Source organism: Geomicrobium sp. JCM 19037 (genome assembly GCF_000698105.1).
In the GTDB taxonomy this organism is placed as follows: Bacteria; Bacillota; Bacilli; order Bacillales; family Marinococcaceae; genus Geomicrobium_A.
In genome coordinates this window covers 1-25368 of record NZ_BAWZ01000009.1, presented here as the reverse complement: position 1 = coordinate 25368, position 25368 = coordinate 1, and the positions used below count along the sequence as shown (strand labels likewise).

General features: G+C 47.9%; 40 protein-coding genes and 2 pseudogenes. 40 read left to right on the top strand and 2 right to left on the bottom strand.

From position 1 onward, the window contains the following. Position 1: 1 nt before the first annotated feature. Positions 2–220, bottom strand: a complete 219-nt coding sequence (locus tag JCM19037_RS06885) for a hypothetical protein (protein ID WP_042399290.1) — start codon at positions 218–220, stop codon at positions 2–4. 181 nt (positions 221–401) lie between these two features. Here JCM19037_RS06885 and JCM19037_RS06880 point away from each other — a divergent pair, with 181 nt between their 5' ends. From JCM19037_RS06880 to JCM19037_RS06815, 13 genes and pseudogenes are all read left to right on the top strand, one after another. Next, on the top strand, positions 402–698 hold the full coding sequence (locus JCM19037_RS06880) for a sigma factor-like helix-turn-helix DNA-binding protein (RefSeq protein ID WP_052363634.1): 297 nt from the start codon (positions 402–404) through the stop codon (positions 696–698). Next, positions 698–1060, top strand: a complete 363-nt coding sequence (locus tag JCM19037_RS06875; protein ID WP_042399284.1) for a DUF2493 domain-containing protein — start codon at positions 698–700, stop codon at positions 1058–1060. Before JCM19037_RS06880 ends, JCM19037_RS06875 begins: the two co-directional genes overlap by 1 nt. Continuing rightward, on the top strand, positions 1060–1323 hold the full coding sequence (locus JCM19037_RS06870) for a hypothetical protein (protein WP_042399282.1): 264 nt from the start codon (positions 1060–1062) through the stop codon (positions 1321–1323). Before JCM19037_RS06875 ends, JCM19037_RS06870 begins: the two co-directional genes overlap by 1 nt. Then, entirely contained in the window at positions 1304–1630 is a 327-nt protein-coding gene (locus JCM19037_RS06865; RefSeq protein ID WP_042399279.1) for a DUF1140 family protein, read from the top strand. The genes JCM19037_RS06870 and JCM19037_RS06865 overlap by 20 nt, the downstream gene beginning before the upstream one ends. Positions 1631–1831: 201 nt before the next feature. Continuing rightward, positions 1832–2259, top strand: a pseudogene (locus tag JCM19037_RS29925) (DNA methyltransferase); the annotation flags it as partial. A 206-nt stretch (positions 2260–2465) separates the two neighbouring features. Further along, entirely contained in the window at positions 2466–2663 is a 198-nt protein-coding gene (locus JCM19037_RS28310) for a site-specific DNA-methyltransferase (protein WP_255357868.1), read from the top strand. After that, positions 2660–3088, top strand: a complete 429-nt coding sequence (locus tag JCM19037_RS06845) for a hypothetical protein (RefSeq protein ID WP_042399274.1) — start codon at positions 2660–2662, stop codon at positions 3086–3088. Before JCM19037_RS28310 ends, JCM19037_RS06845 begins: the two co-directional genes overlap by 4 nt. A 138-nt stretch (positions 3089–3226) precedes the next feature. Further along, the gene (locus JCM19037_RS06840) at positions 3227–3727 is read left to right on the top strand and encodes a BC1881 family protein (protein ID WP_042399271.1); all 501 of its coding nucleotides are present in this window, start codon (positions 3227–3229) and stop codon (positions 3725–3727) included. Next, the gene (locus JCM19037_RS06835) at positions 3727–3969 is read left to right on the top strand and encodes a hypothetical protein (protein ID WP_042399269.1); all 243 of its coding nucleotides are present in this window, start codon (positions 3727–3729) and stop codon (positions 3967–3969) included. Before JCM19037_RS06840 ends, JCM19037_RS06835 begins: the two co-directional genes overlap by 1 nt. 243 nt (positions 3970–4212) lie before the next feature. Then, positions 4213–4524: an ImmA/IrrE family metallo-endopeptidase gene (locus tag JCM19037_RS06830; protein ID WP_042399266.1), complete on the top strand. Its 312-nt coding sequence runs from the start codon at positions 4213–4215 to the stop codon at positions 4522–4524. A gap of 361 nt (positions 4525–4885) precedes the next feature. Continuing rightward, on the top strand, positions 4886–5350 hold the full coding sequence (locus JCM19037_RS06820) for a hypothetical protein (protein WP_042399262.1): 465 nt from the start codon (positions 4886–4888) through the stop codon (positions 5348–5350). 265 nt (positions 5351–5615) lie between these two features. Next, positions 5616–5783: a hypothetical protein gene (locus JCM19037_RS25620; RefSeq protein WP_193744687.1), complete on the top strand. Its 168-nt coding sequence runs from the start codon at positions 5616–5618 to the stop codon at positions 5781–5783. A 117-nt stretch (positions 5784–5900) separates the two neighbouring features. Further along, entirely contained in the window at positions 5901–6155 is a 255-nt protein-coding gene (locus JCM19037_RS06815) for a hypothetical protein (RefSeq protein WP_042399259.1), read from the top strand. 600 nt (positions 6156–6755) lie between these two features. Here the strand turns inward: JCM19037_RS06815 and JCM19037_RS06810 are convergent. After that, complete coding sequence (locus tag JCM19037_RS06810; RefSeq protein ID WP_042399504.1) at positions 6756–7304, bottom strand: tyrosine-type recombinase/integrase; 549 nt, start codon at positions 7302–7304, stop codon at positions 6756–6758. A gap of 139 nt (positions 7305–7443) precedes the next feature. Here JCM19037_RS06810 and JCM19037_RS26880 point away from each other — a divergent pair, with 139 nt between their 5' ends. From JCM19037_RS26880 to JCM19037_RS06690, 27 genes and pseudogenes are all read left to right on the top strand, one after another. Then, positions 7444–8475 (top strand): hypothetical protein, encoded by a 1032-nt coding sequence (locus JCM19037_RS26880; protein WP_238544588.1) that lies wholly within the window; start codon positions 7444–7446, stop codon positions 8473–8475. Next, on the top strand, positions 8472–9188 hold the full coding sequence (gene terL, locus JCM19037_RS26875) for a phage terminase large subunit (protein WP_238544587.1): 717 nt from the start codon (positions 8472–8474) through the stop codon (positions 9186–9188). Before JCM19037_RS26880 ends, terL begins: the two co-directional genes overlap by 4 nt. Before the next feature lie 18 nt (positions 9189–9206). Then, positions 9207–10310 (top strand): phage portal protein, encoded by a 1104-nt coding sequence (locus JCM19037_RS06800; protein WP_052363632.1) that lies wholly within the window; start codon positions 9207–9209, stop codon positions 10308–10310. A gap of 143 nt (positions 10311–10453) precedes the next feature. Continuing rightward, positions 10454–10777 carry a hypothetical protein gene (locus JCM19037_RS22270; RefSeq protein ID WP_052363631.1) on the top strand — a complete coding sequence of 108 codons (324 nt, stop codon included), beginning with the start codon at positions 10454–10456 and terminating at the stop codon, positions 10775–10777. 90 nt (positions 10778–10867) lie between these two features. Further along, a complete protein-coding gene (locus JCM19037_RS22265) occupies positions 10868–11671 on the top strand; it encodes a phage minor capsid protein (RefSeq protein WP_052363630.1) in 804 nt (267 codons plus the stop codon). Positions 11672–11747: 76 nt separating this feature from the next. Then, positions 11748–12437, top strand: a complete 690-nt coding sequence (locus JCM19037_RS06790; RefSeq protein ID WP_042399256.1) for a phage scaffolding protein — start codon at positions 11748–11750, stop codon at positions 12435–12437. A gap of 14 nt (positions 12438–12451) precedes the next feature. Next, positions 12452–13246, top strand: a pseudogene (locus tag JCM19037_RS06785) (DUF5309 family protein); the annotation flags it as partial. 71 nt (positions 13247–13317) lie between these two features. Continuing rightward, positions 13318–13548 (top strand): DUF5309 family protein, encoded by a 231-nt coding sequence (locus JCM19037_RS29200; RefSeq protein ID WP_307189750.1) that lies wholly within the window; start codon positions 13318–13320, stop codon positions 13546–13548. 12 nt (positions 13549–13560) lie between these two features. Further along, a complete protein-coding gene (locus JCM19037_RS22260; RefSeq protein ID WP_052363629.1) occupies positions 13561–14028 on the top strand; it encodes an Ig-like domain-containing protein in 468 nt (155 codons plus the stop codon). Positions 14029–14043: 15 nt separating this feature from the next. Then, positions 14044–14442: a hypothetical protein gene (locus JCM19037_RS06775; protein ID WP_042399253.1), complete on the top strand. Its 399-nt coding sequence runs from the start codon at positions 14044–14046 to the stop codon at positions 14440–14442. Positions 14443–14471: 29 nt separating this feature from the next. Next, positions 14472–14783, top strand: a complete 312-nt coding sequence (locus tag JCM19037_RS06770; RefSeq protein WP_152548977.1) for a hypothetical protein — start codon at positions 14472–14474, stop codon at positions 14781–14783. 1 nt (position 14784) lies between these two features. Further along, complete coding sequence (locus JCM19037_RS06765; protein WP_042399248.1) at positions 14785–15075, top strand: hypothetical protein; 291 nt, start codon at positions 14785–14787, stop codon at positions 15073–15075. Between the two features lie 85 nt (positions 15076–15160). Beyond that, positions 15161–15703 carry a hypothetical protein gene (locus tag JCM19037_RS06760; protein ID WP_042399245.1) on the top strand — a complete coding sequence of 181 codons (543 nt, stop codon included), beginning with the start codon at positions 15161–15163 and terminating at the stop codon, positions 15701–15703. Then, positions 15657–16718, top strand: a complete 1062-nt coding sequence (locus JCM19037_RS06755; RefSeq protein ID WP_042399240.1) for a phage tail sheath subtilisin-like domain-containing protein — start codon at positions 15657–15659, stop codon at positions 16716–16718. Before JCM19037_RS06760 ends, JCM19037_RS06755 begins: the two co-directional genes overlap by 47 nt. 27 nt (positions 16719–16745) lie before the next feature. Next, complete coding sequence (locus tag JCM19037_RS06750) at positions 16746–17186, top strand: phage tail tube protein (protein WP_042399237.1); 441 nt, start codon at positions 16746–16748, stop codon at positions 17184–17186. Positions 17187–17234: 48 nt separating this feature from the next. After that, positions 17235–17609, top strand: coding sequence for a hypothetical protein (locus tag JCM19037_RS06745; protein WP_042399234.1), 375 nt, complete (start codon positions 17235–17237; stop codon positions 17607–17609). 2 nt (positions 17610–17611) lie between these two features. Next, positions 17612–17839, top strand: coding sequence for a hypothetical protein (locus tag JCM19037_RS06740; RefSeq protein WP_042399231.1), 228 nt, complete (start codon positions 17612–17614; stop codon positions 17837–17839). After that, on the top strand, positions 17817–20186 hold the full coding sequence (locus JCM19037_RS06730; protein ID WP_052363628.1) for a tape measure protein: 2370 nt from the start codon (positions 17817–17819) through the stop codon (positions 20184–20186). The genes JCM19037_RS06740 and JCM19037_RS06730 overlap by 23 nt, the downstream gene beginning before the upstream one ends. Further along, complete coding sequence (locus tag JCM19037_RS06725) at positions 20176–20841, top strand: LysM peptidoglycan-binding domain-containing protein (protein WP_042399224.1); 666 nt, start codon at positions 20176–20178, stop codon at positions 20839–20841. Before JCM19037_RS06730 ends, JCM19037_RS06725 begins: the two co-directional genes overlap by 11 nt. Then, complete coding sequence (locus JCM19037_RS06720) at positions 20841–21782, top strand: hypothetical protein (RefSeq protein WP_042399223.1); 942 nt, start codon at positions 20841–20843, stop codon at positions 21780–21782. The genes JCM19037_RS06725 and JCM19037_RS06720 overlap by 1 nt, the downstream gene beginning before the upstream one ends. A 274-nt stretch (positions 21783–22056) precedes the next feature. Then, the gene (locus JCM19037_RS28985; RefSeq protein WP_052363627.1) at positions 22057–22362 is read left to right on the top strand and encodes a M23 family metallopeptidase; all 306 of its coding nucleotides are present in this window, start codon (positions 22057–22059) and stop codon (positions 22360–22362) included. A gap of 12 nt (positions 22363–22374) precedes the next feature. Beyond that, positions 22375–22638, top strand: a complete 264-nt coding sequence (locus JCM19037_RS06710; protein WP_042399220.1) for a hypothetical protein — start codon at positions 22375–22377, stop codon at positions 22636–22638. After that, the gene (locus JCM19037_RS06705) at positions 22638–23075 is read left to right on the top strand and encodes a DUF2634 domain-containing protein (RefSeq protein ID WP_042399217.1); all 438 of its coding nucleotides are present in this window, start codon (positions 22638–22640) and stop codon (positions 23073–23075) included. Before JCM19037_RS06710 ends, JCM19037_RS06705 begins: the two co-directional genes overlap by 1 nt. Continuing rightward, the gene (locus tag JCM19037_RS06700) at positions 23075–24148 is read left to right on the top strand and encodes a baseplate J/gp47 family protein (protein WP_052363626.1); all 1074 of its coding nucleotides are present in this window, start codon (positions 23075–23077) and stop codon (positions 24146–24148) included. Before JCM19037_RS06705 ends, JCM19037_RS06700 begins: the two co-directional genes overlap by 1 nt. Further along, on the top strand, positions 24135–24695 hold the full coding sequence (locus JCM19037_RS06695) for a putative phage tail protein (RefSeq protein WP_042399214.1): 561 nt from the start codon (positions 24135–24137) through the stop codon (positions 24693–24695). The genes JCM19037_RS06700 and JCM19037_RS06695 overlap by 14 nt, the downstream gene beginning before the upstream one ends. After that, the gene (locus tag JCM19037_RS28305) at positions 24695–24820 is read left to right on the top strand and encodes a hypothetical protein (protein ID WP_255357867.1); all 126 of its coding nucleotides are present in this window, start codon (positions 24695–24697) and stop codon (positions 24818–24820) included. Before JCM19037_RS06695 ends, JCM19037_RS28305 begins: the two co-directional genes overlap by 1 nt. Positions 24821–24918: 98 nt before the next feature. Next, positions 24919–25368 (top strand): hypothetical protein (locus tag JCM19037_RS06690; protein WP_042399211.1); only part of this gene is annotated, 450 nt, incomplete at its 3' end.

Genomic DNA, 25368 nt, shown 5'->3' with positions numbered 1-25368 from the left:
ATTAGATTTCCTCCTTTTTGCTCATAACATAAATAAATTTATCGGTAATACTTAAAACCGTTTTATCTAATTTTTCTTTGGCGATCCCGTTTTCCTCGGCGTGGTAATATGCCATTTCTATAAATCTAGCGTACTTATTGCGCCATTCATTGCGGCCGTCAACGTCTTTTGGGAATTCGTCATGTTTGTGAAATTCAGTAGCTAAGTCTTCTAATTTCATAAAAGTTTCCACCTTTTCTTTCAATAGTAGTGATCAACCCAACGTTTGTCAACGAAACTAAGACGTAATAAACGAGAGGTAGGCGGTTTATATCGGCATTTCCACATACGACAAGCAGGCGCAACACAAGCGCCATGAGCAACGATACGGCGCGCTAAATACGCCGAAGCAGGTACGGCAATTGCTCGGTGACTACCACGCGTTGCAACTACGCAAAGCGTCGGGCGATTACGCGGCTTGCGACATATTGATCGACTTAGAAACGGCGATAGCCCGCGCGCAATTGTCGCCACGGCAGGCGGAGGCGTTACATTACGTTTATTTGCGCGACTTAACGTTAGTAGACGCGGGTGCGAAGATGGGCGCAAATTATCGACGGGTACACGACTTTACCGAGGGGGCGGTGCGTAAAATCGCGGAGGTTTACTATTATTGGAGCGGACACGGCGAAGGTTATTACGAAGGGGAGGCGGTTTAATGTTTCGAGTTATTGTGGCAGGTTCGCGTGATTTCAGTAATTATGAGTTCTTACGAAGTAGATTAGACTGGGCGTTATATGAGCGTAATGAAGACATAGCGATTGTTTCCGGAGGAGCAAGCGGAGCCGATGCGTTGGGCGAACGTTACGCTGATGAGCGCGGTCTTATTATTGTTAAATACCCAGCGGACTGGTCAACACACGGTAAAGCGGCAGGTCCAATTAGAAACAGGGAAATGGCGGCGAATGCTGACGCGCTTGCTGCGTTTTGGGACGGTAAAAGCCGTGGTACTAAGAATATGATCGATGAAGCGCGTAATAAAGGGCTACGAGTAATTATATTTGATACGGAGGCGGTCTAATGGCGACTAATCCGGACGTGTTTAATATTACCGCACTTCCGACGCGTAAGAAGACGTTAATGGCGCTAATTAAAGAACGCACGCCCCACGCAATAAAGATTGGCGCAACATTGACGCATTACAATTTCGCAGAGGAGCGCTATACGGGCGCGACATACGACATTACCTTAGACGAGGCGTGGGCAAAATTAAAGGCGGCGGACGAAGTAGGCAAACACGGCATAGTAATCGAGGAGGCGGCGTATGGAAAAAGAACTACTTAGGCGTTATTGCGCAATCATACTTAAAAAGATCGTCACGGACATCGCGGCAAATCAGCGTAAAAAAGAGCGCGCCACCGATACCGCTTTACAAACGGCGGAGAATGGCGCAGAAGTACGTACGATGCGTCACTGGCGTGCAGCGGCAGGAATCGAACATTATTACGCGGAAATTGAGCGTGGCTTTAACGAGATGGCGCAATTGGATGCCATTACGGGATGGTCGGACAACTTGCATCAAGACCGCTTTAAGTTTATGAGCGCCAAATATGCGGGCGTGCTGGCGGAATATAGAGAAAGGGGAGTTTAGTTGTGTACAAGTCTTGTTGTGTACGAATTAAAAAGGAATGGTTCAAAGCCGAATATATAGGAATATATCAGTATTCTGAGCCAGTGAGTAGATCGCCAATGGTTGGGGGTCATTCTGGAGGAGTTCTCGCGTATCCCGTTGTAGTCGCAAAAATGGGTGGAGAGTTGCGGAATTTCCGGTTAATTGATGTCAAATTTATGAATGAGGAGTGGTAATATGGATTTGAATATAATTCATAAAGAAGATTGTTTAGACGGATTAAGAAAATTACCTGATGAATGTATTGACTTAATTTTTACTTCACCTCCTTATGCAGAAAGACGTAAATCAGTATATGGAGGTGTTCATCACACAGAGTATGTTGATTGGTTTATGGTTATATCCGCAGAGTTGAAAAGAGTGCTGAAACCGACGGCTCATTTTTTATAAATATAAAACCGCATTGTTTAAATGGTGAGAGAGTTTTATACGTAATGGATCTTGTTTTATCGCTTAAAAGAGTGCAAAATTGGCGATTTGTCGATGAGTTCACGTGGACAAAGAATGGTGTTCCTGGAAAATTTAGCGGTAGATTTAAAAATGGTTTTGAGCCCGTTTATCATTTTTCAAAAGAGAAGAAATTTACGCATAATCCTTATGCTGTAGCAACTCCTATAAAAGACGTAAGTGTTTCAAGAGCTAAAAGAAAAAGAGCTAACGCAAGCAAAAACGGGAGTGGATTTGCCGGACTAAGGACAACTAGCAATATGGATAAATCAAAGGTTTCGCTGCCTCCAATCACTTACATATCCCACAAAAATCTAATCAACATACAATACAGTCAAATCACCCTGCGGTGTTTCCTGAAGAACTCCCTGATTTTTTTATTAAGGCGTTTAGTAATAAAGGTGATACCGTGCTTGACCCGTTTATGGGAAGCGGAACAACGGCGAAAATGGCGGCGCTAAACGGGCGCAACTATATCGGATTTGAAGTTTCGGAAGAGTATATAGAGATAGCTAATCAGCGTATAGAAACGGCGGTGACGCAATGACAACGGTACAAGACGTAATCGACCGTAACATAGAAGACCGTACTCAACGCATGGCGGACGTAGAGGCGTTTCTGCTGGACGCCCGTTTGAACGAGCGCAAATTGACTGGCGGCGAAATGGATACGCTGAATTCGTACATATTGCGCGAAGAACTACGTTATAGCCATGCGGACAAAATGACGTTCCTTGAGACGCCATTTCACAGCGAAAGCCAAACGTTAAGGCGCGCAAAAAAAGAATTGCCGTTAGAAATGGCGAAAGATTACGCCACTGACGGTAGACAACATCGTAAACCAGTCCGCAGAAAACGGAGCTATTACGAAGAGTGGTACGTCAATAAACATGCGCGCGCTGAGAATGCGGAAAGGCAACGCAAGTATAACGAATTTACGAAGATTCAACCGGTAGAAACGTACTACATATAGGAAAAAGTACCGATTAGCTGTATTAGAAGATTGACGGGAAGTTTACGCGAATAATATTGAAGCCCGCCCGAGTCGAAGGTCTGTGCTATTACGCTTATAGGCGAGGGTGGGCGTTAAATTAAATAGGAGGCGGTACACATGGCTAATAGCGAAGTAACCGTTAAGATTAACGTAGATGTAGAGGACGCAATCAAGCAATTGAAGGCGGTTGGACGCGAGGCGCGCCAAGCAACGCAGTCTGTACGCGAAGCCGAGGCGCAAGGTGGTACGACGATTAACGTAAATTATACGGTAGATAGCGGTGCAGACCTCGACCGTATCGGTGATGAGATTTCGCGAAGAATACAGAAGGTTTACGAAGGAGAGCGTGTTTTGTCGCGGGAGGAAACGCAATATCGCGTTAAGCCTCACGCACAAATTAAGGATGTCGGCGTCGTGATTAACGATACAACTGGCGAAATGATACACCAATTCCGTTACTTTGACGGAGTATCCACCGCAGCGCTAACGGCAGAACTTGCGCGACGTATGGGCGTAGAGGAATACGAAGTTGAGCCGTATGAGTCGTACCAAGTACATACGGCTAAAAAAGGTGTAACAACAACGGGACCGGCGCGTATCTTAGTGGTGACGGACTGATGGCGCATCATTATGTAGCTGTACGCAACGGTTACGCTTGGCATTACGCTGATAAAGAACGCTTAGATAACCGTACAGTGATCGAATTTCTTCGCGCAACAGAAGGCGTGCCGATGGGCATTCACCGTCTATCTGCGCCCGGTATCGAATATGACTGGCTGATCGCGAAGGACTACTGGTTCGGCGAGTTTACGCTTGTTACCGATATTGACGAATTTTTGCGGAAGGTGGGCGCAACTTAATGCCGAAATACTATCGCAATAAGAATCGCTGGTTCGAATATTTAACGTGGCACGAAATATCATTCCTATGGACGCGTTTTAAAGCGTGGCGTAACGGAGAAGCTGTCGGTATTAGCCGGCGACACCATGCGAAGTTTTACGATTATAGATACCGAAAAAAGAAACGGGAATAGTTACGGACTGCCTGCGTCACTGGGGCGGTCTTTTTTACGTTCATTTGCGCAAATATAAGGAGGCTTCCATATGCCAGCATTAACGTACAACGTCGGCGGCATTGATTACGACGTTTATTTCGAAAAGCCGGAGGAAGACGGCTTACTAGGCGAAATACGTTACGACCTACAGCGTATTGTCGTCGATAACGAACTGCCGCCGCAGCGTAAAGCGCAAGTACTAACGCACGAACTTGCGCACGCGATATTCGCGGAAGCTGGATTCGATGACCAAGACGAAGAACTCGTAAACCGCATCGGCATCGTATTGCATCGCTTTCTTTGCGATAATCGACCGGATCAATTAGCGGCGATTGCGGACGTGGAGCGGTACGGCGGGTGAGGACTGCGAGAGACTTTAAGGTGACTTTTACAAAAGCCGAAAATTTTCCGAAAGACAACGAAGTAAAAGCGCGAATACGCGCATTAGAAAACGCGGTAAACGAACGAAAGGGTGAGCGCTATATGAACGATTTCTTCTACTGCTATTCTACGAATCTATACCACTTTCTAAAAGCGTCCGGACATGACTTTATTTGTACCGGACTACATACGAAGACGCGCCGCCAGTTTTGGCAATTTGCGCAAACAGATAGATTGTCGCATACCCTGCGCGGGTACGAAGCGTATAAACAACGCTCTTTACGTTAACTACAGTATAAATTAAACGGCAACAAACGATAAATGAACGGAGATGACGCGATATGATTGACCTACCAAACGACAAACAAGCGTTGCTCGACGCTGAAAATTACGAAATTTATAACCGCGACTTAATGCGGCTCGTCTTTCCGCGGATCATTGCCGAGATGCAGGCGCACACACCGCGCGGCAAGCATAGCGACGTGATTACGTTTTACTACGCGTTACTGTCGTACATTGACGGTAATAAGTGGCGCAAGGATGGTACGCTGAATGACCGTTATGGATACAGCTTTCCTTCGCAAGAACGGCTTTACGCGATGACGGGCATCACCGAAAAAAGGCAACGAAAGATTGCGCAAATACTGATGGCGAACGGGCTGTTAACGGAAAGGCGTAAAGTTTGCGTCAATATGAAACATTACGTGTGGTATCGCGTGTCGTTTGCGGCGTTTGTTGATGCGGAAGGTTACGTGGTGAGTGCGGACGGGGAACGCAGAGTACCGGATTATAGGGGAATACTTTAGCTTAGTATAGCGAATAGGTCTGTACGACCCTATTCGAAGGGGGCTGCACAACCCTATTCGAAACGGTCTGTACAACCCGTGTAAAGATAGAAAGGTTTAAAAGAGCAAGTAGTAAAAGAGAAACAAGTAATTGCAGCCCTTACGGACTGCTACCTTATTTATACATATATTTTCTTGCGCAAAGGTACTTAAAAGAATAAGTACGAAAGTACAGGCGTGCGTGGTAATCTGACCGCCGCGCCGAATACGAAAGGGGATCGAGTAAATGAAACTTAACGAAGTATTGACGCAGGCAACCGAAATATCTGACTGGCTACGCGAAAATCAAAACCCATACATGAGGATTGAAATTACGGACTCCGACGTTAAGATGGCGTCAGTTGAAGAGTTTGTACCGAGGAGGGCGTATCACAATGGCGAAGAAACAACTTAGCGAGAAGCAACACGCAGCCGTAACGCTATTAGCGCAACCGCAACGCGCCAACTTAACGTATGAGGAAATAGCTGAGCGGTAGGTATTGCGCGAAGCACGTTACAAGAATGGCGAAAGATGGACCATTTTAATGATGCGGTTAAGAAACAAGTCGTGACGAATACAATCGATGATCTACCGAAGGTTTATAATTCAATTGTTGACGCAATTACCGAAGAACATAACGCAGCTATGGCTCGTACTTACTTGCAGAGTCTCGGAATGCTGACGGAAAAACACGAAGTAGAGTCGAAGGATAGCGGACCAAAAGACATGGAAAGTGTGCGTCAGATGATTGCGCAACATAAGTCCAATACCGATAGCGCGGAGTAAGGGAGTATACATATAGGAAGCAACGCGGGGTATGAGCACGTGTGGGGACGGTAGTAAGCGGTAGGGCAGCGGGACTACCTACGGATAGGTAGGCGGGCACAGTGGTGTAGTGGGGCGTGTAGAGGCATACGTAGGGTAGCGGTAGCCGTCCGGTGCTCATGCGCCTGCAACGACCCACTGGCGCGCGGCCCCTCCGAACACTTTGGCGCTGGCTGTCCGCTATCATATACCGCCGTTATTTATGCAGTATTTTATACATAACTTGCGCAAAGTGAGCGAAATAAGAACGTTGTTACAACGCATGTTTGCGACTGTATATTATATGTTGCGCAAAGTGAGCGAAAAGAAAAGCCGTAACACTTGTAGCGCAAGGCTTTCGTTGATATTCGTATTAAACTTAACGCGTGTTTTGTTTTATACGTTATTCAACATAATGTATAACGTATTCATGGAGAAACCGAGGCGAGAAGGTGATTCGGTTGCCCCCTAAGGGGTGGTCTGTTATGCACCGGTTCTTGTACGTCTACTGCGCGATTATCAAAATTTCACTTCGGATATTACACGTAAAAAGACCGCCCGTCAAGGCGGCCTGCAACGTTATTATAAATTAACTTTCGCATACACAGCGTCAATGTCGTCTTGCTCGATACCTAGATAACGCATCGTCTCGCGCTGGTCGCGGTGGTTAAAGATACGCATTAGCAACGTAATATCTGTACCGTTTTTGTGCGCAAAGTAGCCGAAAGTCTTGCGCATAGAGTGCGTGCCTATTTTTCCGAGTTTATCGGCTAAGCCTGCACGTTCCACCGCAGCATTAAGCACGATATACGCCTGTACGCGTCCGATAGCGCCGTTTCCCTTGCGCGACTTGAATACGAAGTCCTCGGAGTCAGCAGACGGCTCTATTAGCTCATTAGACGCCTTCTTTATTGCGGCGTTTAACGCGAACCGTTTACGCTTGCCCGTCTTCTTTTCGATAATGTCGACGTAATCTTTATCGCGGAGGTCTTTGACGCGTAGCGGTAGAATGTCGCTCACACGCAAGCCGGAATTAATGCCGACAATAAACAGTAGCTTATTGCGCCCATGTAGCGCTTTTTTAATGCGGTTAATATGACGTACGCTTTTTATCGCTTGTACTTCGTTCATAAGTGCCACCGCCTATTCTCGTTATGTTGTATTCATTTTCGCACAATTCAAACGCAATTGCAAGCGTTATTCGACGTTATATTGACGTAAATTTAAACGAAAGGAGTGACGCAATATCGCATGGCTTAACGAACGCTGGTTGACCGCAACTGAGCGCAAACAATACATAGACGAACTTACCGAAATTATCGAAACGATTGACGTTAACTTTCCGTCGGTGGACGACTTGCCGGATGACTTGGCGTACACATACGCAGAAACACTCGAAGAGCTAACGCGTCTCAAACGGATACAGCGAGCGGAAGGTGATCTCTTATATTTCGCGTGGGAATATTTTAGCGAAACGCGCAACCCAGGAAACCCCGGCAACTGGGACGGATTTGATCTCGCTACACTAGACGAAGCGCCGGAATTCCACCGCGACATATGCGTGGAAATGGACGAAGTATCGCACGTTAGGCGTAACGACAAAACCGCCGTAGCAGCGCCGCGAGCACATGCGAAATCGTCATACCTTTCGAAAGGTTATCCGATACGTGAGATCGTATATAGATTGCGCAAATACATCATTATCATTTCGGAGACGCCGAATGTGTCTACGGCAAATATGGAGTGGATTCGAAATCAACTGAAATTTAACGATAAGTTGCGCGCTGACTTTGGCGGGCTTTTGTCACCGAGCGATCAGTCGAATATTAAAGATAATGGCGAGGAATTTATCGCGTGGCATGAGCGAGATAAAAAGAAACACATGGTCTCTCTTGTACAAGCGTCATCCACTGGGCAGAGGTTGCGAGGTCGTAACTGGAATGGTACGCGCCCTGACTTAATTATCTGTGATGACTTAGAGGATGAGAAAACGAACGCCGGTACGCCGGAACAACGTAAGAAACTCCGAGAATGGTTTAGTGCAGTAGTGATGCCGTTAGGCGATCCAAAAGGCGAGAAAACAGCTTACGTATATATGGGGACGACAGTACATCATGATGCTTTGTTGATGCGGATACTTTACCAACGTTCTGACTTTAAAACACAGGTCTATAGGGCAATTATAGAACCACCAATTAACGGCGATCTATGGGAAGAGTGTCGGGAAATTTATCAAGACCGTAAAAACCCTAATCGAAAAGACGAAGCGAGGCATTCTTTGCGCAAAACGAAGAAGCGATGAAGGAAGGCGTAAAAGTATTATGGCCGGAGGTACAGCCTATTCTAAAACTAATGAAATTTAAATGGGATGAAGGCTCTAAACCGTTTAATACGGAATATATGAATAATCCAATCGATGAAGAGTCCATGATATTTAACCCCGATCAATTTACATATTGGACAGACGACATCATCGTAAAAGAAAGCGACTTTAAGAACAATCGCGACTATGACATCGGATTCGGAGTAGACGTGGCAATGGGTAAAGAACGCGGCGACTTCTCAGCATTAATTGTTACTGCGCGCCATAAGCCGACAGATACCTACTTCATTATTGACTCGTTTGTTGAGCGTGTTAAACCGCCAACCTTCATCGAGAAGGTCGTCGAGAAAGTAATCGAGTGGCAGCCGGACGTAATCGCGGCGGAAGCACAAGCAGCGCAAGAGTATATCGTTGATGATTTGCGCAACAAACTAAATTCGGCAGGTTACCCGGCAAACACTCGCGTTAAGAAGATATATCAGCGCAATAAAAAGGAATTGCGAATTGAATCACTTCAAGGCGATGTAGAAATCGGTAAAATACAATTCAGTCGTAATCACGCCGTCCTCATCGAGCAGTTTGAGCGTTACGGAACGAAGTATTACGATGACGGACCGGACGGAACCGAGATGTCGATAAGTGCACTAAAGAAGCGTAGGCGACGCGTAGTTGATAAGCCTGCGTTTTTTTAATTGGAAGGAGGTCGTTACATGGCGTTATTTGAACCGGGCAAAAAGTTTCCCGATGACGAGTCAATCGAACGGTTGGCAAAATACAAACGTATGGCTATGATATTTGACGGTAAGTCGTTCGAAACGTATAAGCGTGCTGTAGATATATTGCGCAAAAGCGGTAAGCGTGAGCAAGCCGATCAGTTAGAAGCGTTGTTTACGGAGATAACCATCATCGAAACATTAATTACTAAGCCTGCCGATATGCTCGTTGGCGAAAAGCCGACATACGACGCAAAGCACGACGCTGATGCAGTGGGACGTAAAAAGGTCGATGAAATCGCGCAAAACAATGATTTAGATAAACTCGTCCATGAGCTTGTAATCGGCGGCGGTATACGCGGCGATTCGTGGATTAAAGTTCGCTACGGTTATCGGCAAGACTTCACTGAACTACTGGAAAGAGCGCTACCCATTCCGCAGTCGGCGAAATTAGAGCCGATTATCGAGCATGTATTTGCGCCCGATGTATACCCGGAAGTTGCGCCGAACAACGTAAAGCAATTTTCGGCGGTAAACATCGCAAAAGTCGATGAAGTAAGTACCGGCGGCATCTTGCCGAAAAAAGAATACTACCTCGACGTTGAACGCCATTTACACGGCTATATTATCCGTGATCGCTTTAGGTTAAAGCCAAGCAGCGCAAACAAAGAGTATGGCGTTGCCGTAGCGACGTATCTCATTGGCGACAGAGTACAGGAAACGCAAATAGAGGAAACTGGCGTCGACTACATGTGTGTCTACCATATACCGCACAAGTCGTTAGACGACCGATGGCAGGGCGTTGGTGGGATTGAAAAAGTAGAGGGGATTATTAGAGCGATACAGGATCGTTTTATGCAGATCGACTATATTCTATGGAAACATAGCGACCCTGCAATGTACGCACCGCCGTCCGACGCTAGCGAATTAACTCATTCGTCCAGCGGTGTAATTTTTGAGGTCGAAAAGGACGATATAACACCGGGTTACATGACGTGGAATTCACAGCTTGAAGCGCATTCCGCCAACTCGATTATTATATCGGCTTACTTTACCAAAAGCTCGAAACACCCGACTGGTTATTCGGCACGTCCGTCATAGGCAAAGGTAACAACGCAGGTGGCACGTCACATACCGGAAACGCAGGTATTAAATCACGTTATTTACCGATCACATCGAAGGTTAAACGTATCCGTGTCAACGTTGACTTTGCGCTCAGAAATGCGATATGGCTTGCGCAGCATATGGAAGTTTACGCAAATGAAGGCGTTGAAGATTTCGTAGACTACACACCTGTATCACCAGTGATTAAGTGGAAAGACGGCGTACCACGCGACGAAAAAGAAGACGCAGAAATTGCCGCCATAAGAACAGACGGTCGCCCAACTCTCGACCAATCACGCGCTATTAAGCGATTAGACGGCGTTAATGACGAAGAAGCTGACGCAATACTCGCCGCAATTGAATCGGACGAAGTGCGGGAAGCACCGCCAGTTGCGTCACCGTCGGTATTCCGCCAATTTGACGCTGTACCGGAGGAGGTCGACGATGATGCGGAAGGTGGTTAATAAGTTACGATACACTGCGCTCAGTTTTTACGTCGCCGCGGTTATCGGCGTTTGGACAGCGAAAGACAAACGTAATGGAGGCTGCAATTAATGCGCGAAACGATTGATCTATTTGTCGGACGTGTGGCGTCCATAGTAGGCGTTGGCGAGTCCGAGGTAAGGCGTATACTCCGCGAAGCTGATTACGCCACCATGACGCGCAGAGAGCAGCGCATTTTGATTGCGGAAGTTAGCGCAATATTAGACGAAGTTGATCGCCGCACTGTCGGCGAACTCGAAACGGGTGTGCGTCGTATCTACGAACAAGGACGCACGGAAGCGTTAGTTGCGCTAGGCACTTACGCAAGCACCGCGGAAGCACGCGACGCTATAAGTAGCGCAAGTACTTCCCGCCTACACCGTACTTTTGTCGCCGATCAAATCGCGAGTGGTACGGAAGACTTGCTTGTCGCTACTTATAATACGCGCCGACACGTTAAGCAAGAAGTACGCAAAGTCGCGCGTGAAACAATGCGCAGTAACGAAGCAATAACGAGCCAACGCGCGGACATCATGCGCAGACTTAACCGTAGCGCAGATATGGCTATCGTTGACCGCGCAGGCAGACAGTGGGGCTTGCGTACGTATACAGAAATGGCGGTACGAACGAAGATGGCGGAAACACACCGCGAGGCAACGGTAAACCAAGCGGAGGAAAGCGAAGCGTTATACGTCGAAGTGCTTAACGGTATTGATCCGTGTGATCGTTGTGCTCAGTATGGCGGTCAAATATTACGCATTGGTCAAGCGGGCGATTCTTCTTATCCAACGTTAGATGACGCAGTTTCGGCGGGTCTTTACCATCCGAATTGCGCGTGTACAATTACGCCGGTCAGCGATCCTGACTGGCGTTAATTTATTGTCCTACGATATGACGTAAAAAGGTCGGTCAATTAATAGTCGACGGACTTAAAAACGGTGGAGGTACGAAATGGCAGAAGAAATTAAAGATACGCAAGTAGACGAAACAGAAGCGCAAACAACGACCGAAACGTCGGCAGAAACTACGGAGACAAGCGCAGAAGAAACGAAGTCGTTTACGCAAGCAGAGCTTGACGATATTGTTGCGAAACGTTTGGAACGCGAACGCAAAAAGTACGGCGACTATGACGACATGAAAGCGAAACTAGGCGATTTAGAAAAAGAAGCGGAAGAGCGCCGACTCGCGGAAATGTCCGAAAAGGAACGTGCGGAAGAGCTTGCGCAAAAGTATCAAGCGGAGAAAGACGCAATGTCACAACAGCTTACGGCGTATCAAGAACAGGTTAAGCAAGAACGCATTAACAACGCGTTTATTACGCAAGCAACGACGGCGAATATCGCATACATAGACGATGCTATTAAGTTAGCGGATTTATCTGCGGTGGAAGTCGGCGAAGACGGCGTGGTAAAAGGCGTTGAGTCAGTTATTGCGCAACTTACGGAAAGTAAGCCGTATTTACTTGCGCAGAAAGAAACGCCGCAGCCGAAACAGGTCGGCGGTGGTGCGTCTAATGGCGGGCAGGGAACCGATAAATCGGGCGAACAATTGTTAGCAGAAGCGGCGCAGAAAGCGAAAGAGACAGGTAGAACGGAAGACAGAGCAGCTTATTCAAGACTTAAAAGACAACTATCTAATTAATTGGAGGAATTATAATGCCACAAACTATTCTATCAAGAGAAATCGTAGGTAAACGAGAATCTATCCAAGATGAGCTTCTATTGCTTAACCCACATCAAACACCAATGCTTGCTATGCTCGGTTTCAGTGAGTCAGTGAATGACGTAGAACGAAGCTGGTTTGAAGATAAGATGTACTCATTTGACGCTGACACTACAGAAGGTGTAGAAGCGGGCGCAACAGAGATTGGTGTTACTGATACAGAGCCATTTCGTGTAAATCAAATCGTAAAAATTGACGAGGAATTTCTATTGGTTACAGGCGTTAATATTGGCGATAAAAAACTAACTGTTGTACGTGGACACGCTGGGACTGATGCACAAAGCATCGCAAGTGGAGCGCATATCGAAGTAATGTTCGTCGAGGGCGAAGAGGGTGCAGACGCGAGAGAGTCACGCTTTAAGCCACGCGTTAGAAAGAACAACGTAACTCAAATCTTCGATGATAGTGTATCTATCACTGGAACTTCTGCGGCAGTAGCAAACTACGGTATCGACGATCTTTATTCTTATGAACAAGCGAAGAAACAGTTAGAGCTTGCGCTTCAACTTGAAAAAGCGCTCATTAACGGCGTCAAATATGAAGACGGAACTAAGCGCTTAATGAGAGGTACACGTAATTTCATCGAATCTAACGTCACAGACTTAGATAACGGGGAACAATTAACGCACGACATTCTCAGTGACTCGATTCAAGATGTGTACCATAAAGGCGGATTTAAGAATGGCGGAAACTATGAAATTATTGTTCCTGCTGCGCAAAAACGAGTTATCTCTAAGTTTGATAAAGAGGTAGTGCGTCTTAATCAAGGTGAAAATTCCCGCGTACAGTCGTCAACTTTATTACGACCGATTTCGGCGAGTTCCCAGTTTCTATCAACGATAACCTTGCAAAAGGCGAAGTGTTATTCGTCGACAAGAACCGTATGCGTATCCGCCCGTTACAAGGACGTGAATTCTCACACGAATTCCTCGGTAAGCAAGGCGACTACTACAAAGGTATGATCGTAGGCGAATATACGCTTGAGTTCGTCCAAGAAGCCGCACACGCTCGTATCAAAAACGCGCAATAAGGGCTGATCTAATTGGCGAAATATACATCGAAATATAAAGAGTTAGCATTTTACGTAGACGGCGAGCGCTATTGTTTTGACAATGGCGTTTTTTCTACGTCTGACGCCGGCGTACAAGCGGTCGTTGACGGTCTTTCCGCCGCGAAACAAGTACGATCTGCATACGATTCTATCGCTGTCACGCCGCGAAATAACAATCTCGAAGTGGGCGCGACACGCCAACTCACCGCAACGGCTACGAGATCTGACGGCACGGAAGAAGACGTAACAAGCACCGCAAGTTGGTCGTCGTCTAATGGTGATATTGCGCAAATCAGTAACGGCAATATTGACGCAGTAGGCGCAGGCTCAGCGCAAATTACGGCGGAATACGAAGATGTTTCGGCAAGTGCGAATGTGACTGTTACTGAGTCGGAACTTCCGGAGTCGCCGGAAGATGACGACGATGACGAAGGAGCCGACCCTCCTTCGGAAGATTAAGAAGGAGGTGGCGCAATGTCATACGCTGAGCATAATTGGAATATTGAAGAAGCTGACGAATATATCCGATGGAATACGTTAGATAACGATGATTGGTTTGACGGTGAAGAGCCGTTTAAAGTCGCGTGCCTCAATAATGCCGAAGAAACTTTATTAGATTTGTTTGCGCTAGTTCTCAAAGACGACGAGCACCCGTTAATCGAAATACCAGTCGAAGCAGTATATTACTTTAGCGCGACGCTTGCATTTCGGCATAACGATACAAACAAATTAGCGCAACAAGGTATATCTTCTTTTGCAATACGAGGATTAAGTACGACTTTTAAGGATTGGTCGAGAGAGACGCTTGTAGAGATGATTCCACACGTGTTTACAGCATTATTGGACATCGTAAGCCAAACGGCAGTCGTCTGAAATGGACGGTGTTATAAATGCGACCACCGATGAAGCAAACGGTAATTGTTACGCGTAATACTGGCGGAAATGACGGTGGATGGGGCGGGACACCACCGACTAGCGAAACATGGACGCTACCTTGCCGTGTCGATGAACAGAGCGGTATGACAACGAACGCTGTCGGCGATGAAGTGAATTACAGCGCGGAAATTATGCTCGCAGGTTTAGCGGACATCAAGTATAACGACCACATTTTGTACGAAGACGAACTCGGACGTAAAACGCAAGGCAACCCGAAGCGTATCGAGCCGGTGCGCTTTTTTAACGGTAAGTCGGTTATTACGGTGGTGTATATCTAAAATGGCGCGAAACTTTAGTTTTACTGTTGATGATGCAGCCGTAAGCCGTGCGCTGCAACGGACGCCTGAAGCGGCACATCGAGGCGCAGTCCGAGGATTACACGAATCTATGCGCGATTGGCAACGACAGTCACGCGAAGTCGCGCCAGTTGATAAAAACGTCCTTCGTCCGAATATACTCGTTGATCGCGTAGATGAAGACGCGTTAGAAGGACGCATGACTCGAACGCTTATCGACACGGGTTTAATTATGCGTATTACCAACATAACATCCGCGGCAATCAATACTTAACTGATCCACTAGAGCGCAACGGCGTACGTTACCTAAATCGTATACATCAGCGCGTATTAGAAGCCGTGCGCGAGGAGGGTTGGTAATGGCAGAAGAAACGTTTGTTGACGACTATATGGCGATAGAACATTTCTTGCGCGAGGTCTTTCCGGCTTCGCGTATTTATATTGAAAACGGACCGAAAGAACCACAAGAGGGCGATATTCGCGTGCGTGACACAGGTCCGCAACCAGCTTCCGGCGAGTCGCATATGTTTTACGTCGACCGGATTGATTACGAAGTTGTTTACTTTAGCGGTATCCCTACGAATGAATCAGACGGTTGGAGCAAAGGTCAAGAATCATTGGTCGAGTTTAGGCGACTGAGACGTATGATCGCGGCTAATTTACGGTTGCAATTGCCGTTAGAAAGTGGTGGCCGGCTTATATTAAAAGATTCAACATACGGCACCATAGCACAAACAGAAGCGGGGAACATCGCAAGGTCGGTATTATATCGACAGAATTGCGCAGACCACGCGATTTACCGATGCACATCAAAATTAACGAAACGGGTGTGCGAAAAAATGAGGAGGATAATTAATGTCATGGAGCGCAAGCAATTTACCGATCAGACCGGGCGTATATGAGCGTTTTAGAGATAACGCCGAAGTCATGCCGCAAGGCGGCCCACGCGGCATCGTCGCTATCCCGTTGTTAAGTTACGGCGGCGACGTTGACAGCGGAAAGTTTTATACGGTCGAGAGGGTGACAGAAGCCGCAGATAAGTTTGGCGCAGACAATGTAACGTCAATTCGCGCGGCATTTCAAGGAGGCGCCAGCCAAGTCGTTGTTTATACGGTGCCGCAAGCATCAGGCGGAGAAGACGGAGAAGAGGGTGGCAGTTCAGGAGTTAATTATGACGCGGTAATTGACGCGTTGGAAACAGAGCCATTTAATGTATTGACGCTCGACCGTGTAGCGGATAAAGAGCTACAACAGGAACTAGCGCTAGCCGTCGATAATTGGAAGGGCGAAGGCAAGCACGTTTGGTTTGTCGCAGGCATTGACGAAGATATGGACGGAATTAATACGTTTAGTGAGCAACTTGACGACGATTACGTCATTAATATTGGCCCCGGCTTAGTGCGCGGCGAGAACGATCTCACGCCGTCCGAACTCGCGCCATATGTTGCAGGCTTAGTCGCGGGCAACCCGTTAAACCAAACACTCACCTTTGCGCAAGTATTAGCGGACGACGTAACAAAGCGTCTTAGAAACGCGCAAGTTATTGAGGCGCTTGAAGCCGGAACATTTACATTTGTTAAAGACGGCGCGCAAGTGAAGGTCGAGAAAGGTATCGCGACTAGCGGCGCTTTTGTACGGTCAGTTAGCGCGAGACACACGGTACTTAACGATTTACCAGCGATCCTTCGCGAAAACGTCGTTGCTCAACTTGATAATACCGAAGAGGGGCGGATGACAGCTATCACTATGATGTTGCGCTACCTTGAAACGTTAGAACAGGAAAATATCATCCAGGACGCAGACGTATACGTTGACCCAGAAAACCCGCCGCAGAAAGATGTGGCGTTTTTTGTTGTGGATTATACGGACGTATACAGCATGGAGCGCGTCATGCTCACGGTGTCTCGTCAAGGCTAATTTTGAAAATATAAGGAGGTTACATAAATGAACCAACCGATTGATGTAGGCTTAATTTTGGACGGCGCAAATGCCAAAGTGTTTGACGATCAAGGGCGCTGGCTATACGAGGCAACATCGTTTAACGCTGAATGCACACAGGACTATGAAGACGTGTTGCGCGCAGGTACAAATAAAAAAGCGAAAAGACCGACTGGTGTTGAATGTACGGGGGCAATGACTGTCCACCATACTAATGACGCGCTTATTAAGAAGATCAAAGAAGGGTCGGACGATGGGACTTTAAACTATATTACAGAGTTGCGCGTTGAAGTAGGCTCGGCGGATCACGGAAGTAAAGGAATCTACCGCTTTAAGGGCGTGCAATACGAAAACCTACCTATCATTGACTATGAGGTAGGATCACTAATTAGTAGAGAATTTCAATTTAACTTTGAAGACGTAGACATTATTCAAGGCTTGGAGTAAATCACATTGCGCCTCTTACGGGGCGCTAATTTTATTGGAGGCGATTAAATGACAAACGCAACATTACAAAAACTATTAGATCGTAAGAAAAACCTACATAAAACAATCACGATTAACGGTGATGAATACGAAATCAAGGCTGTGCAAATGGACGAGTTTGAGTCGATTATTTCACAGTTTGACCATAAATCTGCCGGCAACACGGGCAACGAAATTAAGATTATGATTGCCCTAATTTCGGAGGGACTAGTTAAGCCGGAAATCACTGGAGCGGCGTTGGACGAACTAGGCGTAAGTTCGCGGGAAGCCGCAATCAAATCAATCTTTCTGCCGGGCGAAATTATGCAGCTTGGAAACGAAGTTAAAAACCTAAGCGGATTCGGCGCAGCCTCAGCGGAGGAAGTTGCGGAAGCAAAAAACTAATTATGTCGGACGATCACGCGCATCAAATACATGCAATCGTGCAGACGCATCACGTAGCTCCCGATGAAGTGTATCGCAAGTCGTCCGGCATACTAGCGTTTTGGTTAGCTTCAAATATCGCTGAGAACGAGCGGCAAGAAGCAGAGTCAAAAAAGAATAAACCGAAAAAAGCGAAAATAAATCGCAGTTATCAAGGAGGTGGCGCAAATGGAACTGGCGACGACGCTTAAACTTTACGACGAATTTTCGGGCGGTATGAATAACGCCGCAAAAAGTGTTGGAAATTTTAAAAAGACAGCGGAGGGCATCAGCAAGACTGCGAATGACATCGGCAGTTGGGGCAAAGAAGCGACGAAAACTTTTGCGCCACTTACCGGTTTCTTCGGTGGTGCGCTGGCTGGCGGGATAAAACGTCTCACTGGTATGGAGCAGGCGCAAAACGTAATCAAACAAATGGTGGGCGAAGGCGAAGGTCTTGAGCGGATCATGCAAAATGTATATGACTTAGCCGATAGTACATCGTATCTTTATAACGATGTTGCCAGTATGATCGGACAAAATCTCGGTTATGGACATACAGAGGAAGACGCTACCTTGTACGCTAATGTGGCGATGGAAATGGCTTCATTTCAAGGCGACCAGTCGATGGCCGGGCGTATTAGCGATATATTTGGGCAGGCGTTAGCAAGAGACACCATCGACCTTAATGTGGCGCAAATGTTTGGTACACTCGGAGCTGGTGATATATTCGGACGAATCGGCGAAGAAATTGGCGAAGATGCTGCTACAGTTCGTGATATGTTATCCGAAGGTGAACTCGAAGTTCGTGATGCATTGCAAGCACTTGGCGATAATTTACTAGAGGGTAGCGAGCACTTTGACGGTTTCGAAGGCGCGATGGACGACTTTGCGAATACTTTGCCTGGGATATGGGCGAATGTAAAAGCGGCGTTTGGATCAATTGGTGAAGACATGCTCGCTAGTGGCGGTTTTGACACGTTGAAAGACGCGGGTCAAGAATTAATCGACCTGCTTTACGAAATATCGCCGATATTACAGCCGGCGGGTGAATTAATGGTATCCGTATTAAGCGACGTACGTGACGTAGTGAGCGAATTAGTAGAATGGTTTTTGAATCTCGATCAAGGAACGCAAGAATTTATCGGTAAAGCGTTGCTCTTATTGTCGGTTATCGGTCCATTAGCGGTCGGTTTTAGTTTATTCGTTAAATCCCTACTTTTCGTATTTTCAACAATTGGGATGCTGATGAAGCCGTTTATGTGGCTCGGTAAAACTATTGGCGCACTCGCCACGAAGTTTGGCCCGCCGTTGCTAAAGGTATTTGGCGCTATTGGAAAATTCCTCGGCCCGATACTAGGTAAAGCCATCGCGCTTGCCGTCAAAGGTTTCGGACTATTAAAAGTTGCCGCACTCGGACTATTTAAAGTTCTGCTGACGAACCCGATCGGCTGGATCATCCTCGGTATTGTTGCGCTAGTCGCCGCCATTGTTTGGCTTGTGCGCAATTGGGATGACTTAGGCGATAAAGTGGCGGAAATCTACGAAATCGTCGTCGAATGGGTGCAGGAAATGGCGGTCAAAGTGGCAACATGGCTGCTTGAAATGCGCGATAAAGCCATCGAAAAATTTAACGAACTTAAAGACGGCGCGCTCGAAAAAATCGAGGAATTATGGACGGGTTTGGTCGAATGGCTACAAGGTTTGCCGGAAACAATCGGTTACTGGTTTGGTTACGCAGTTACGACAGCTGTTACGTTTTTCTCCGAACTGCCCGGCAGAATACTCGAATTATTGGTACAACTGCGGGATTGGGCGGTTGAACGTCTCACACAATTTGCGCTCGATTTTTACGAATGGTTTACGACGACACGTGAAAATGCGGTCGAAGCCATCGCAGCACTACCCGGTCAAATTCGTGATTTTATCGTCGAGATGGCGGTAAATGCGATTGAGCGCGTGAAAGAATTTGCGTCGGATATGCGTGAGTGGTTTAAAGAGGCGTATGACAACGCGATTGAATGGATTGAACAATTACCTGGAAAAATTGCAGAATTTATCGCGTCAATACCGGGTCGTATCCGCGCCGGAATCGCTAATATCATTAACGCGGCGAAGGAATTAGGACGCTCCATGATTAACGGTATAAAAGACGGAATCACTGGCGCAATTAACGGTTTAACCGGCGTCGTAAAAAAGGTATTCGATATGGCGGTCGGTGGTGTAAGTTCTTTACGTGAATTCGGAAGCAACGCCATCAGTAACTTTACGAGCGGATTTGGTAGCGGAGCTGGCGACGCAAGGGCTACGAGTGCTTACCACGGTAAAGACCGCGTACCGTACAACAACGCGCCTTATTTGCTGCATAAAGGCGAAAAGGTGCTTAACCGCCAAGAAGCGGACGCTTATCGTAAAGGTGGACGCGGCGGTGGCGACGTTAACATATACAATCCGGTTTATCACGTCCGTAACGATGATGACATTGACAAAATCGGCGATTCTATTGCGCGCCGGCTAATGAAAGTACAAAACGGAGGTGTGGGCGCTCATGAAAGATAGGCCGATCGAAATATGGTTACAGCGGGGCGACTTCCGTATCCGTTTGCCGGTGTTGCCGGAATCTATACAGGTGTCGACGCCTTACGATTTTACCGACGTACAAGTGGCGCAATTGGGCGAATACACCGTACAAGGTTTTCGCGGACTCAAAACGTACAGTTTTTCGACATTTCTGCCGTACGAATACAATCCGTTATATTGCGCCTATTCGCAGTTTATGAAGCCGAAGGACATGCTCGCCAAGTTTGAAGAATGGCGTGAACGTACACCGCAAGCGCGCCTCATTATTACGGGTGGTAGCGCGGACATTAATACGCACGTTACCATCCGCGCCTTCCCGCATGAACTCGAACGATTCGGTTCGCCGGGCGACGTCTACGTGGATTTCGAACTCAAAGAATTCGTCGAGCAGGAAATCCGCGAAATAACGCCGGGCGGCAATAGCGCAACGAAAGATAAGCGTCCGCCGAAGGAAGACAAACCGAAGCCGCGCACGTACACCGTTAAACGGGGCGACACATTGACGGCTATTGCGCTCGATGAACTTAAAGATGCGAACAAGTGGCGTCAGATTTACGAGCAACCCGCCAACCGTAAGTTAATCGGCGGTAATCCGCATCTCATACAGCCCGGTCAAAAGTTGGTGATCCCGTAATGTCGACACAAACGGAAGAGCGCACACTTTATCGCGCAACTAGGCGGGCACGCGTCGTAGTTAAAGTAGTCGACAAAACGTATGACTTGGCGGGATTTTGGACGGGCGCAACGTTAAGCGGCTCGTCCCGCCAAGCGATGCGCCAGTTAACCGTTTCGTTTATTAATACGAACAACGGACGACGCCCACAGCTTGAATTGCGCGACCTCAACGGCAGCGAAGCGCGTTTTTACGACGGCAATGACGAGCTTTTTCGCGGTGTCGTCGTCAATTATACGGAAGACGAAGAGGGCGGCATTAGCTTTAGCGCTTACGATTACAACTGGTATTTGGAGCGCAATCAGACGTCGGCTAAATTTAGCAATCAAACAGCCGCGCAAATTATACGTAAGTTATGCCGCGACTTTGACGTGCCGGTCGGTGAAATCGATGACACTGGTCATCGCCTAAAAAAGTTGATATTCCAGGGGAAGTCACTATACGAAATTATGATTATTGCGCTCACGGAAACGGAGAAGAAAACCGGCAAGACGTATCGCCTGTTTAACGACAAGGGGCGTGTCAGTTTAGTTGAGCGAAAGAAAAACGTCACATGGATGGTTGTCGATCCGGGGCGTAACCTTGAGACGCTTTCATACAGCCACAGCATCGAAGACACCGCGACACGCGTGCGCGTTTATAACGATACATACGAGAAATATGGCGAAGCTACTGACGCGGACGGACGCAAAAAGTGGGGCCTCCTCCAAACGGTCGAAAGCGACAATGAGGCGAAAACAACGTCCGAATTACGCGAACTCGCCCGACAGTTATTGCGCGATCAACGAGGGGAGTCGTCCGAACTTACGTTTACGGCACTCGGCATTAAAGGCGCGTTTAGTAATACGGGCATTGCCGTACGGTCGCGCATGACACGCGCACACGGTGGTATTACATCTTAGACGATACGCACAATTACGGCGGAGACGGTACGCACTCCATGTCACTAACCGTACAACGAAATCAAGACGTTGAACGCATCGAATATGAGCCGCCGCAAGAGCCGGAACCGGAAAGACAACCGGAGCCAGCAGCGCCAAGTAATAGCGGTATTTCGGGTGGCAGTGGCAGCAGTTCAAACGGCTTTATCCGCCCGTCAGCCGGCCGCGTGTCGTCTAATTTCGGCATGCGTAACGGTCGGCGCCACAACGGCATTGACTTGCGCAAGGTGGGCAGGTGCCGATACGTGCGGCTGCGGGTGGTACGGTAACTAGAAGCGGTTGGATGAACGGTTACGGCGAGACGATCATACTGCGTCACACGATTAACGGGCGCACATACGAGACTCTTTATGCACACATGCGTAGCGGTAGTCGTAGAGTAAGCACCGGTCAATCCGTGGCACAAGGACAGCAAATCGGCGTAATGGGCAACACCGGTCAGTCTACCGGTCAACATCTGCATTTTGAGATACACCGCGGCGGGCCGTGGAATAATGCAAAATCTAACGCGGTCAATCCGCGCAACTATATAAACTTTTAAGGAGGCGTCTTTATGGAGCGATGGGCGGAAAATATCGTCCAATGTATGCAGACTGCCGCGATCCAAACGCAAGGACAATCGATACAAAATGCGCGCGTCATTGAGGCGCCGCCGACACCAGTCATACGTTTGTTAACGGACGACTTGGAGCTAGACCGCGAAGACTTACAGTTTTTATACGAAGCACGCAACGTTACAGCGGGCGACACCGTGGCAGTTTATTGCGATTTTAATGCGCAAAAGTTTTATGTACTCGGACGGGCGGTGAGCTACTAATGGCGCCACTAACACCGGATAACGAGCCGATATTTTTAGATGACATCATGGCGGAACAGGAAGCCGCCGAAGACACGATACAGACGTCGCGGACTTATCACCTTAACTTTGCGCAAGGACGCATTTGCCGACCGATCGACGGCGAGCCCGCCATACGCCAATACATACGTAAAGCGCTCGGCACGGCGCGCGACCGTTACGCCATTTACGACGAAGATTACGGTAATGAGCTGTATGATCTTTTGGGCGCAACAGACACGACAGACGCGTTATTAGAGTCGGAAATTCCCCGTATGTTGCGCGAAGCATTAATATATGATGACCGGATAGAATCCGTAACTATAAACGAAATTAACCGTCAACAAGACGCGGTGTACGTTAACCTCAGCGTCGCCACTGTTGACGGTCTTTTTATTGACGAGGAGGTGACGCTATAGTGGGACGATACGACGAATTTACGGCGGACAGACTACTTGCGCAAATGTTCGAAATGATGCCGGAAGACATCGATAAACGGCAAGGTGCGGTCGCTTATGACTTAGCGACGCCAGCCGCGCAGGAATTGCAGAACGCATATATCGAACTCGACGCCACGGAACGCTTAGGGTTTACGGATACATCCGAAGGTAGCCATCTTGCGCGCCTTACAGTTGACCTCGGCGTATTCCGACGCCCAGCCGTCGCCGCAAAAGGTATCGTACAATTTGACGGTGAGCCAGCGCAATTAGTGCCGCAGGGGTCACGTGTGGTTGCGGGTGCTGACGCGCCGATATACTTTACGACGGATGCCGACGTTACGCTTAATGACGCTGGTTTTGCCGAAGTCGTTGTAACTGCGCAACGGGGTGGTCTTAGCGGTAATATCGGACCGGGCGAAATTGAGGCGCTAGTCGGCGACTTATTTGACGTGGTATCCGTGCGTAATGATTCCGAGTTTGTCGGTGGCAGTAACGAAGAGGACGACGAATCTTTACGGCAACGCTATTTTGAGCGCGCAAGACAGCCGGTAACGTCGGGCAATGCCGCACACTATCGCCAGTGGGCGCTTGAAGTGCCGGGCGTAGGCGATGCGCTCGTTTACCCGACCTATCACGGCGCGGGCACGGTGTTAGTCGTTATCTTGGATACAGAAGCAACAGCGCCATCGGATTACGTTATCGACGCGGTAAAAGAACATATCGAAGCGGAGCGTCCGATTAACGCAGACGTTTACGTAGAGCCGGCGGAAGAAGTGCCTATTAACGTGTCGGCTACCATACATGTTGCGCGAGACAGTAACGTTGATGAAGTAGTCACGGAATTTAGTACGGCGCTAACGGAATATCTGTCTACGTTGGCGTTTAAAGATACGCTCGTCCGTTATACGCAAATCGCGTCGATATTACTTGGCGTGCCGCGTGTCGTTGACTATACGGATTTAACCGTAAACGGCGGCGCAAGTAATATCGAAGTGGACGTAAACCAAGTCGCAGTTAAAGGCGAGGTGACGTTTACAGATGGCGCAGTATAAACGTGACATTGCGCAAAGTATGTATGACTCAATGCCGTCGTATTACGGTGAACTACGGGAAAGCCGCGCCATTATCGACGCGGAAGCCGTTATGTTTGAGCGTCTCCAAGACGATACGCGTGATCTCTTGCTGCAATTTAGCGTCAATACTGCGACATGGGGTCTCGCCAATTGGGAGCGTGTATTTGCGCTTGATGGTGACGGCTTAACTTACGCGGAACGACGGTCGAACATCAGAGCGCGTATGCGTGGCGCGGGTATCGCTACTGTTGCGCACATTAAAGAGGTAGCGGAATCATACGACGGCGGGGCCGTTGACGTGACGGAACATTACGCAGATTACACCGTCACAATTACGTTCGTCGGAACGCGTGGTGTACCGTCAAATTTAGCGGACACTGAACGTGCGTTGCGCGAGATTATACCGGCGCATCTTGCGGTTGAGTTTGAGTTTACGTATCTTACGTGGGACGAGTTAGAGAAATTAACGTGGGATTTTGTGGAAACACTGACGTGGGACGAATTAGAAACATGGAGGGATAACTAATGCCCGACGGACAAAATACAGAACGACTAGGTTTGCGCAAATTTAGTAGCGGAAACGAACATGTAAAGCGGGAATATTTTAACGATAATTACGATACATTGGATGCCGTTGTCGAAACACGGTAGGTGCGCAAGAGAAAGCAACTAAAGCGTATGAACAGGCGAAAACATATATTGATACCGTTGCGGACGGAATTCCCGATCCGACGAGCGAAGCAGTAAACATGCTCGAACTGGATTTCGCTTCAGCAACAGACGCACCATCTTCATACCCACTCGGAATCACTACATTCCGCACATGGAATCCCGACGCAGGTTGGCCGACGCAGCACGGTCTAGTCACGACAAATTATCAGCAAGACAACGCCTACGCTTATCAGACGTTCTTAAGCACTGATAGCGACGCAGTATTCATGTACCGCAACTGGGCTAGTGACCGTCAAGAGTGGCGTGAGTGGAGGCGTATGGCGGACGGGGAGTCATTTGATGAGCACGTCGCCAACACCGGCATCCATCACACCCACAACAATAAGATATACCTCGATCAACTCAACGAGGACACGGACGGTAACCTCATATACAAAGGTGAGCGTATCGGCAAGAAAACGACCGTAGACGCTTTATATCGCGATGTGGCTCTGCTCAATTTACAGCAGGAAATGTCTGACCGAGTA

Bases quoted from the DNA above. Each gene is read 5' to 3' on its own strand.
- JCM19037_RS06885 (WP_042399290.1), bottom strand. From the start codon at position 220: ATGAAATTAGAAGACTTAGCTACTGAATTTCACAAACATGACGAATTC.
- JCM19037_RS06875 (WP_042399284.1), top strand. From the start codon at position 698: ATGTTTCGAGTTATTGTGGCAGGTTCGCGTGATTTCAGTAATTATGAG.
- JCM19037_RS06870 (WP_042399282.1), top strand. From the start codon at position 1,060: ATGGCGACTAATCCGGACGTGTTTAATATTACCGCACTTCCGACGCGT.
- JCM19037_RS06865 (WP_042399279.1), top strand. From the start codon at position 1,304: ATGGAAAAAGAACTACTTAGGCGTTATTGCGCAATCATACTTAAAAAG.
- JCM19037_RS06845 (WP_042399274.1), top strand. From the start codon at position 2,660: ATGACAACGGTACAAGACGTAATCGACCGTAACATAGAAGACCGTACT.
- JCM19037_RS06840 (WP_042399271.1), top strand. From the start codon at position 3,227: ATGGCTAATAGCGAAGTAACCGTTAAGATTAACGTAGATGTAGAGGAC.
- JCM19037_RS06835 (WP_042399269.1), top strand. From the start codon at position 3,727: ATGGCGCATCATTATGTAGCTGTACGCAACGGTTACGCTTGGCATTAC.
- JCM19037_RS06830 (WP_042399266.1), top strand. From the start codon at position 4,213: ATGCCAGCATTAACGTACAACGTCGGCGGCATTGATTACGACGTTTAT.
- JCM19037_RS06820 (WP_042399262.1), top strand. From the start codon at position 4,886: ATGATTGACCTACCAAACGACAAACAAGCGTTGCTCGACGCTGAAAAT.
- JCM19037_RS25620 (WP_193744687.1), top strand. From the start codon at position 5,616: ATGAAACTTAACGAAGTATTGACGCAGGCAACCGAAATATCTGACTGG.
- JCM19037_RS06815 (WP_042399259.1), top strand. From the start codon at position 5,901: ATGGACCATTTTAATGATGCGGTTAAGAAACAAGTCGTGACGAATACA.
- JCM19037_RS06810 (WP_042399504.1), bottom strand. From the start codon at position 7,304: ATGAACGAAGTACAAGCGATAAAAAGCGTACGTCATATTAACCGCATT.
- terL (WP_238544587.1), top strand. From the start codon at position 8,472: ATGAAGGAAGGCGTAAAAGTATTATGGCCGGAGGTACAGCCTATTCTA.
- JCM19037_RS06800 (WP_052363632.1), top strand. From the start codon at position 9,207: ATGGCGTTATTTGAACCGGGCAAAAAGTTTCCCGATGACGAGTCAATC.
- JCM19037_RS22270 (WP_052363631.1), top strand. From the start codon at position 10,454: ATGGAAGTTTACGCAAATGAAGGCGTTGAAGATTTCGTAGACTACACA.
- JCM19037_RS22265 (WP_052363630.1), top strand. From the start codon at position 10,868: ATGCGCGAAACGATTGATCTATTTGTCGGACGTGTGGCGTCCATAGTA.
- JCM19037_RS06790 (WP_042399256.1), top strand. From the start codon at position 11,748: ATGGCAGAAGAAATTAAAGATACGCAAGTAGACGAAACAGAAGCGCAA.
- JCM19037_RS06775 (WP_042399253.1), top strand. From the start codon at position 14,044: ATGTCATACGCTGAGCATAATTGGAATATTGAAGAAGCTGACGAATAT.
- JCM19037_RS06770 (WP_152548977.1), top strand. From the start codon at position 14,472: ATGAAGCAAACGGTAATTGTTACGCGTAATACTGGCGGAAATGACGGT.
- JCM19037_RS06765 (WP_042399248.1), top strand. From the start codon at position 14,785: ATGGCGCGAAACTTTAGTTTTACTGTTGATGATGCAGCCGTAAGCCGT.
- JCM19037_RS06760 (WP_042399245.1), top strand. From the start codon at position 15,161: ATGGCAGAAGAAACGTTTGTTGACGACTATATGGCGATAGAACATTTC.
- JCM19037_RS06755 (WP_042399240.1), top strand. From the start codon at position 15,657: ATGTCATGGAGCGCAAGCAATTTACCGATCAGACCGGGCGTATATGAG.
- JCM19037_RS06750 (WP_042399237.1), top strand. From the start codon at position 16,746: ATGAACCAACCGATTGATGTAGGCTTAATTTTGGACGGCGCAAATGCC.
- JCM19037_RS06745 (WP_042399234.1), top strand. From the start codon at position 17,235: ATGACAAACGCAACATTACAAAAACTATTAGATCGTAAGAAAAACCTA.
- JCM19037_RS06740 (WP_042399231.1), top strand. From the start codon at position 17,612: ATGTCGGACGATCACGCGCATCAAATACATGCAATCGTGCAGACGCAT.
- JCM19037_RS06730 (WP_052363628.1), top strand. From the start codon at position 17,817: ATGGAACTGGCGACGACGCTTAAACTTTACGACGAATTTTCGGGCGGT.
- JCM19037_RS06725 (WP_042399224.1), top strand. From the start codon at position 20,176: ATGAAAGATAGGCCGATCGAAATATGGTTACAGCGGGGCGACTTCCGT.
- JCM19037_RS06720 (WP_042399223.1), top strand. From the start codon at position 20,841: ATGTCGACACAAACGGAAGAGCGCACACTTTATCGCGCAACTAGGCGG.
- JCM19037_RS06710 (WP_042399220.1), top strand. From the start codon at position 22,375: ATGGAGCGATGGGCGGAAAATATCGTCCAATGTATGCAGACTGCCGCG.
- JCM19037_RS06705 (WP_042399217.1), top strand. From the start codon at position 22,638: ATGGCGCCACTAACACCGGATAACGAGCCGATATTTTTAGATGACATC.
- JCM19037_RS06695 (WP_042399214.1), top strand. From the start codon at position 24,135: ATGGCGCAGTATAAACGTGACATTGCGCAAAGTATGTATGACTCAATG.
- JCM19037_RS28305 (WP_255357867.1), top strand. From the start codon at position 24,695: ATGCCCGACGGACAAAATACAGAACGACTAGGTTTGCGCAAATTTAGT.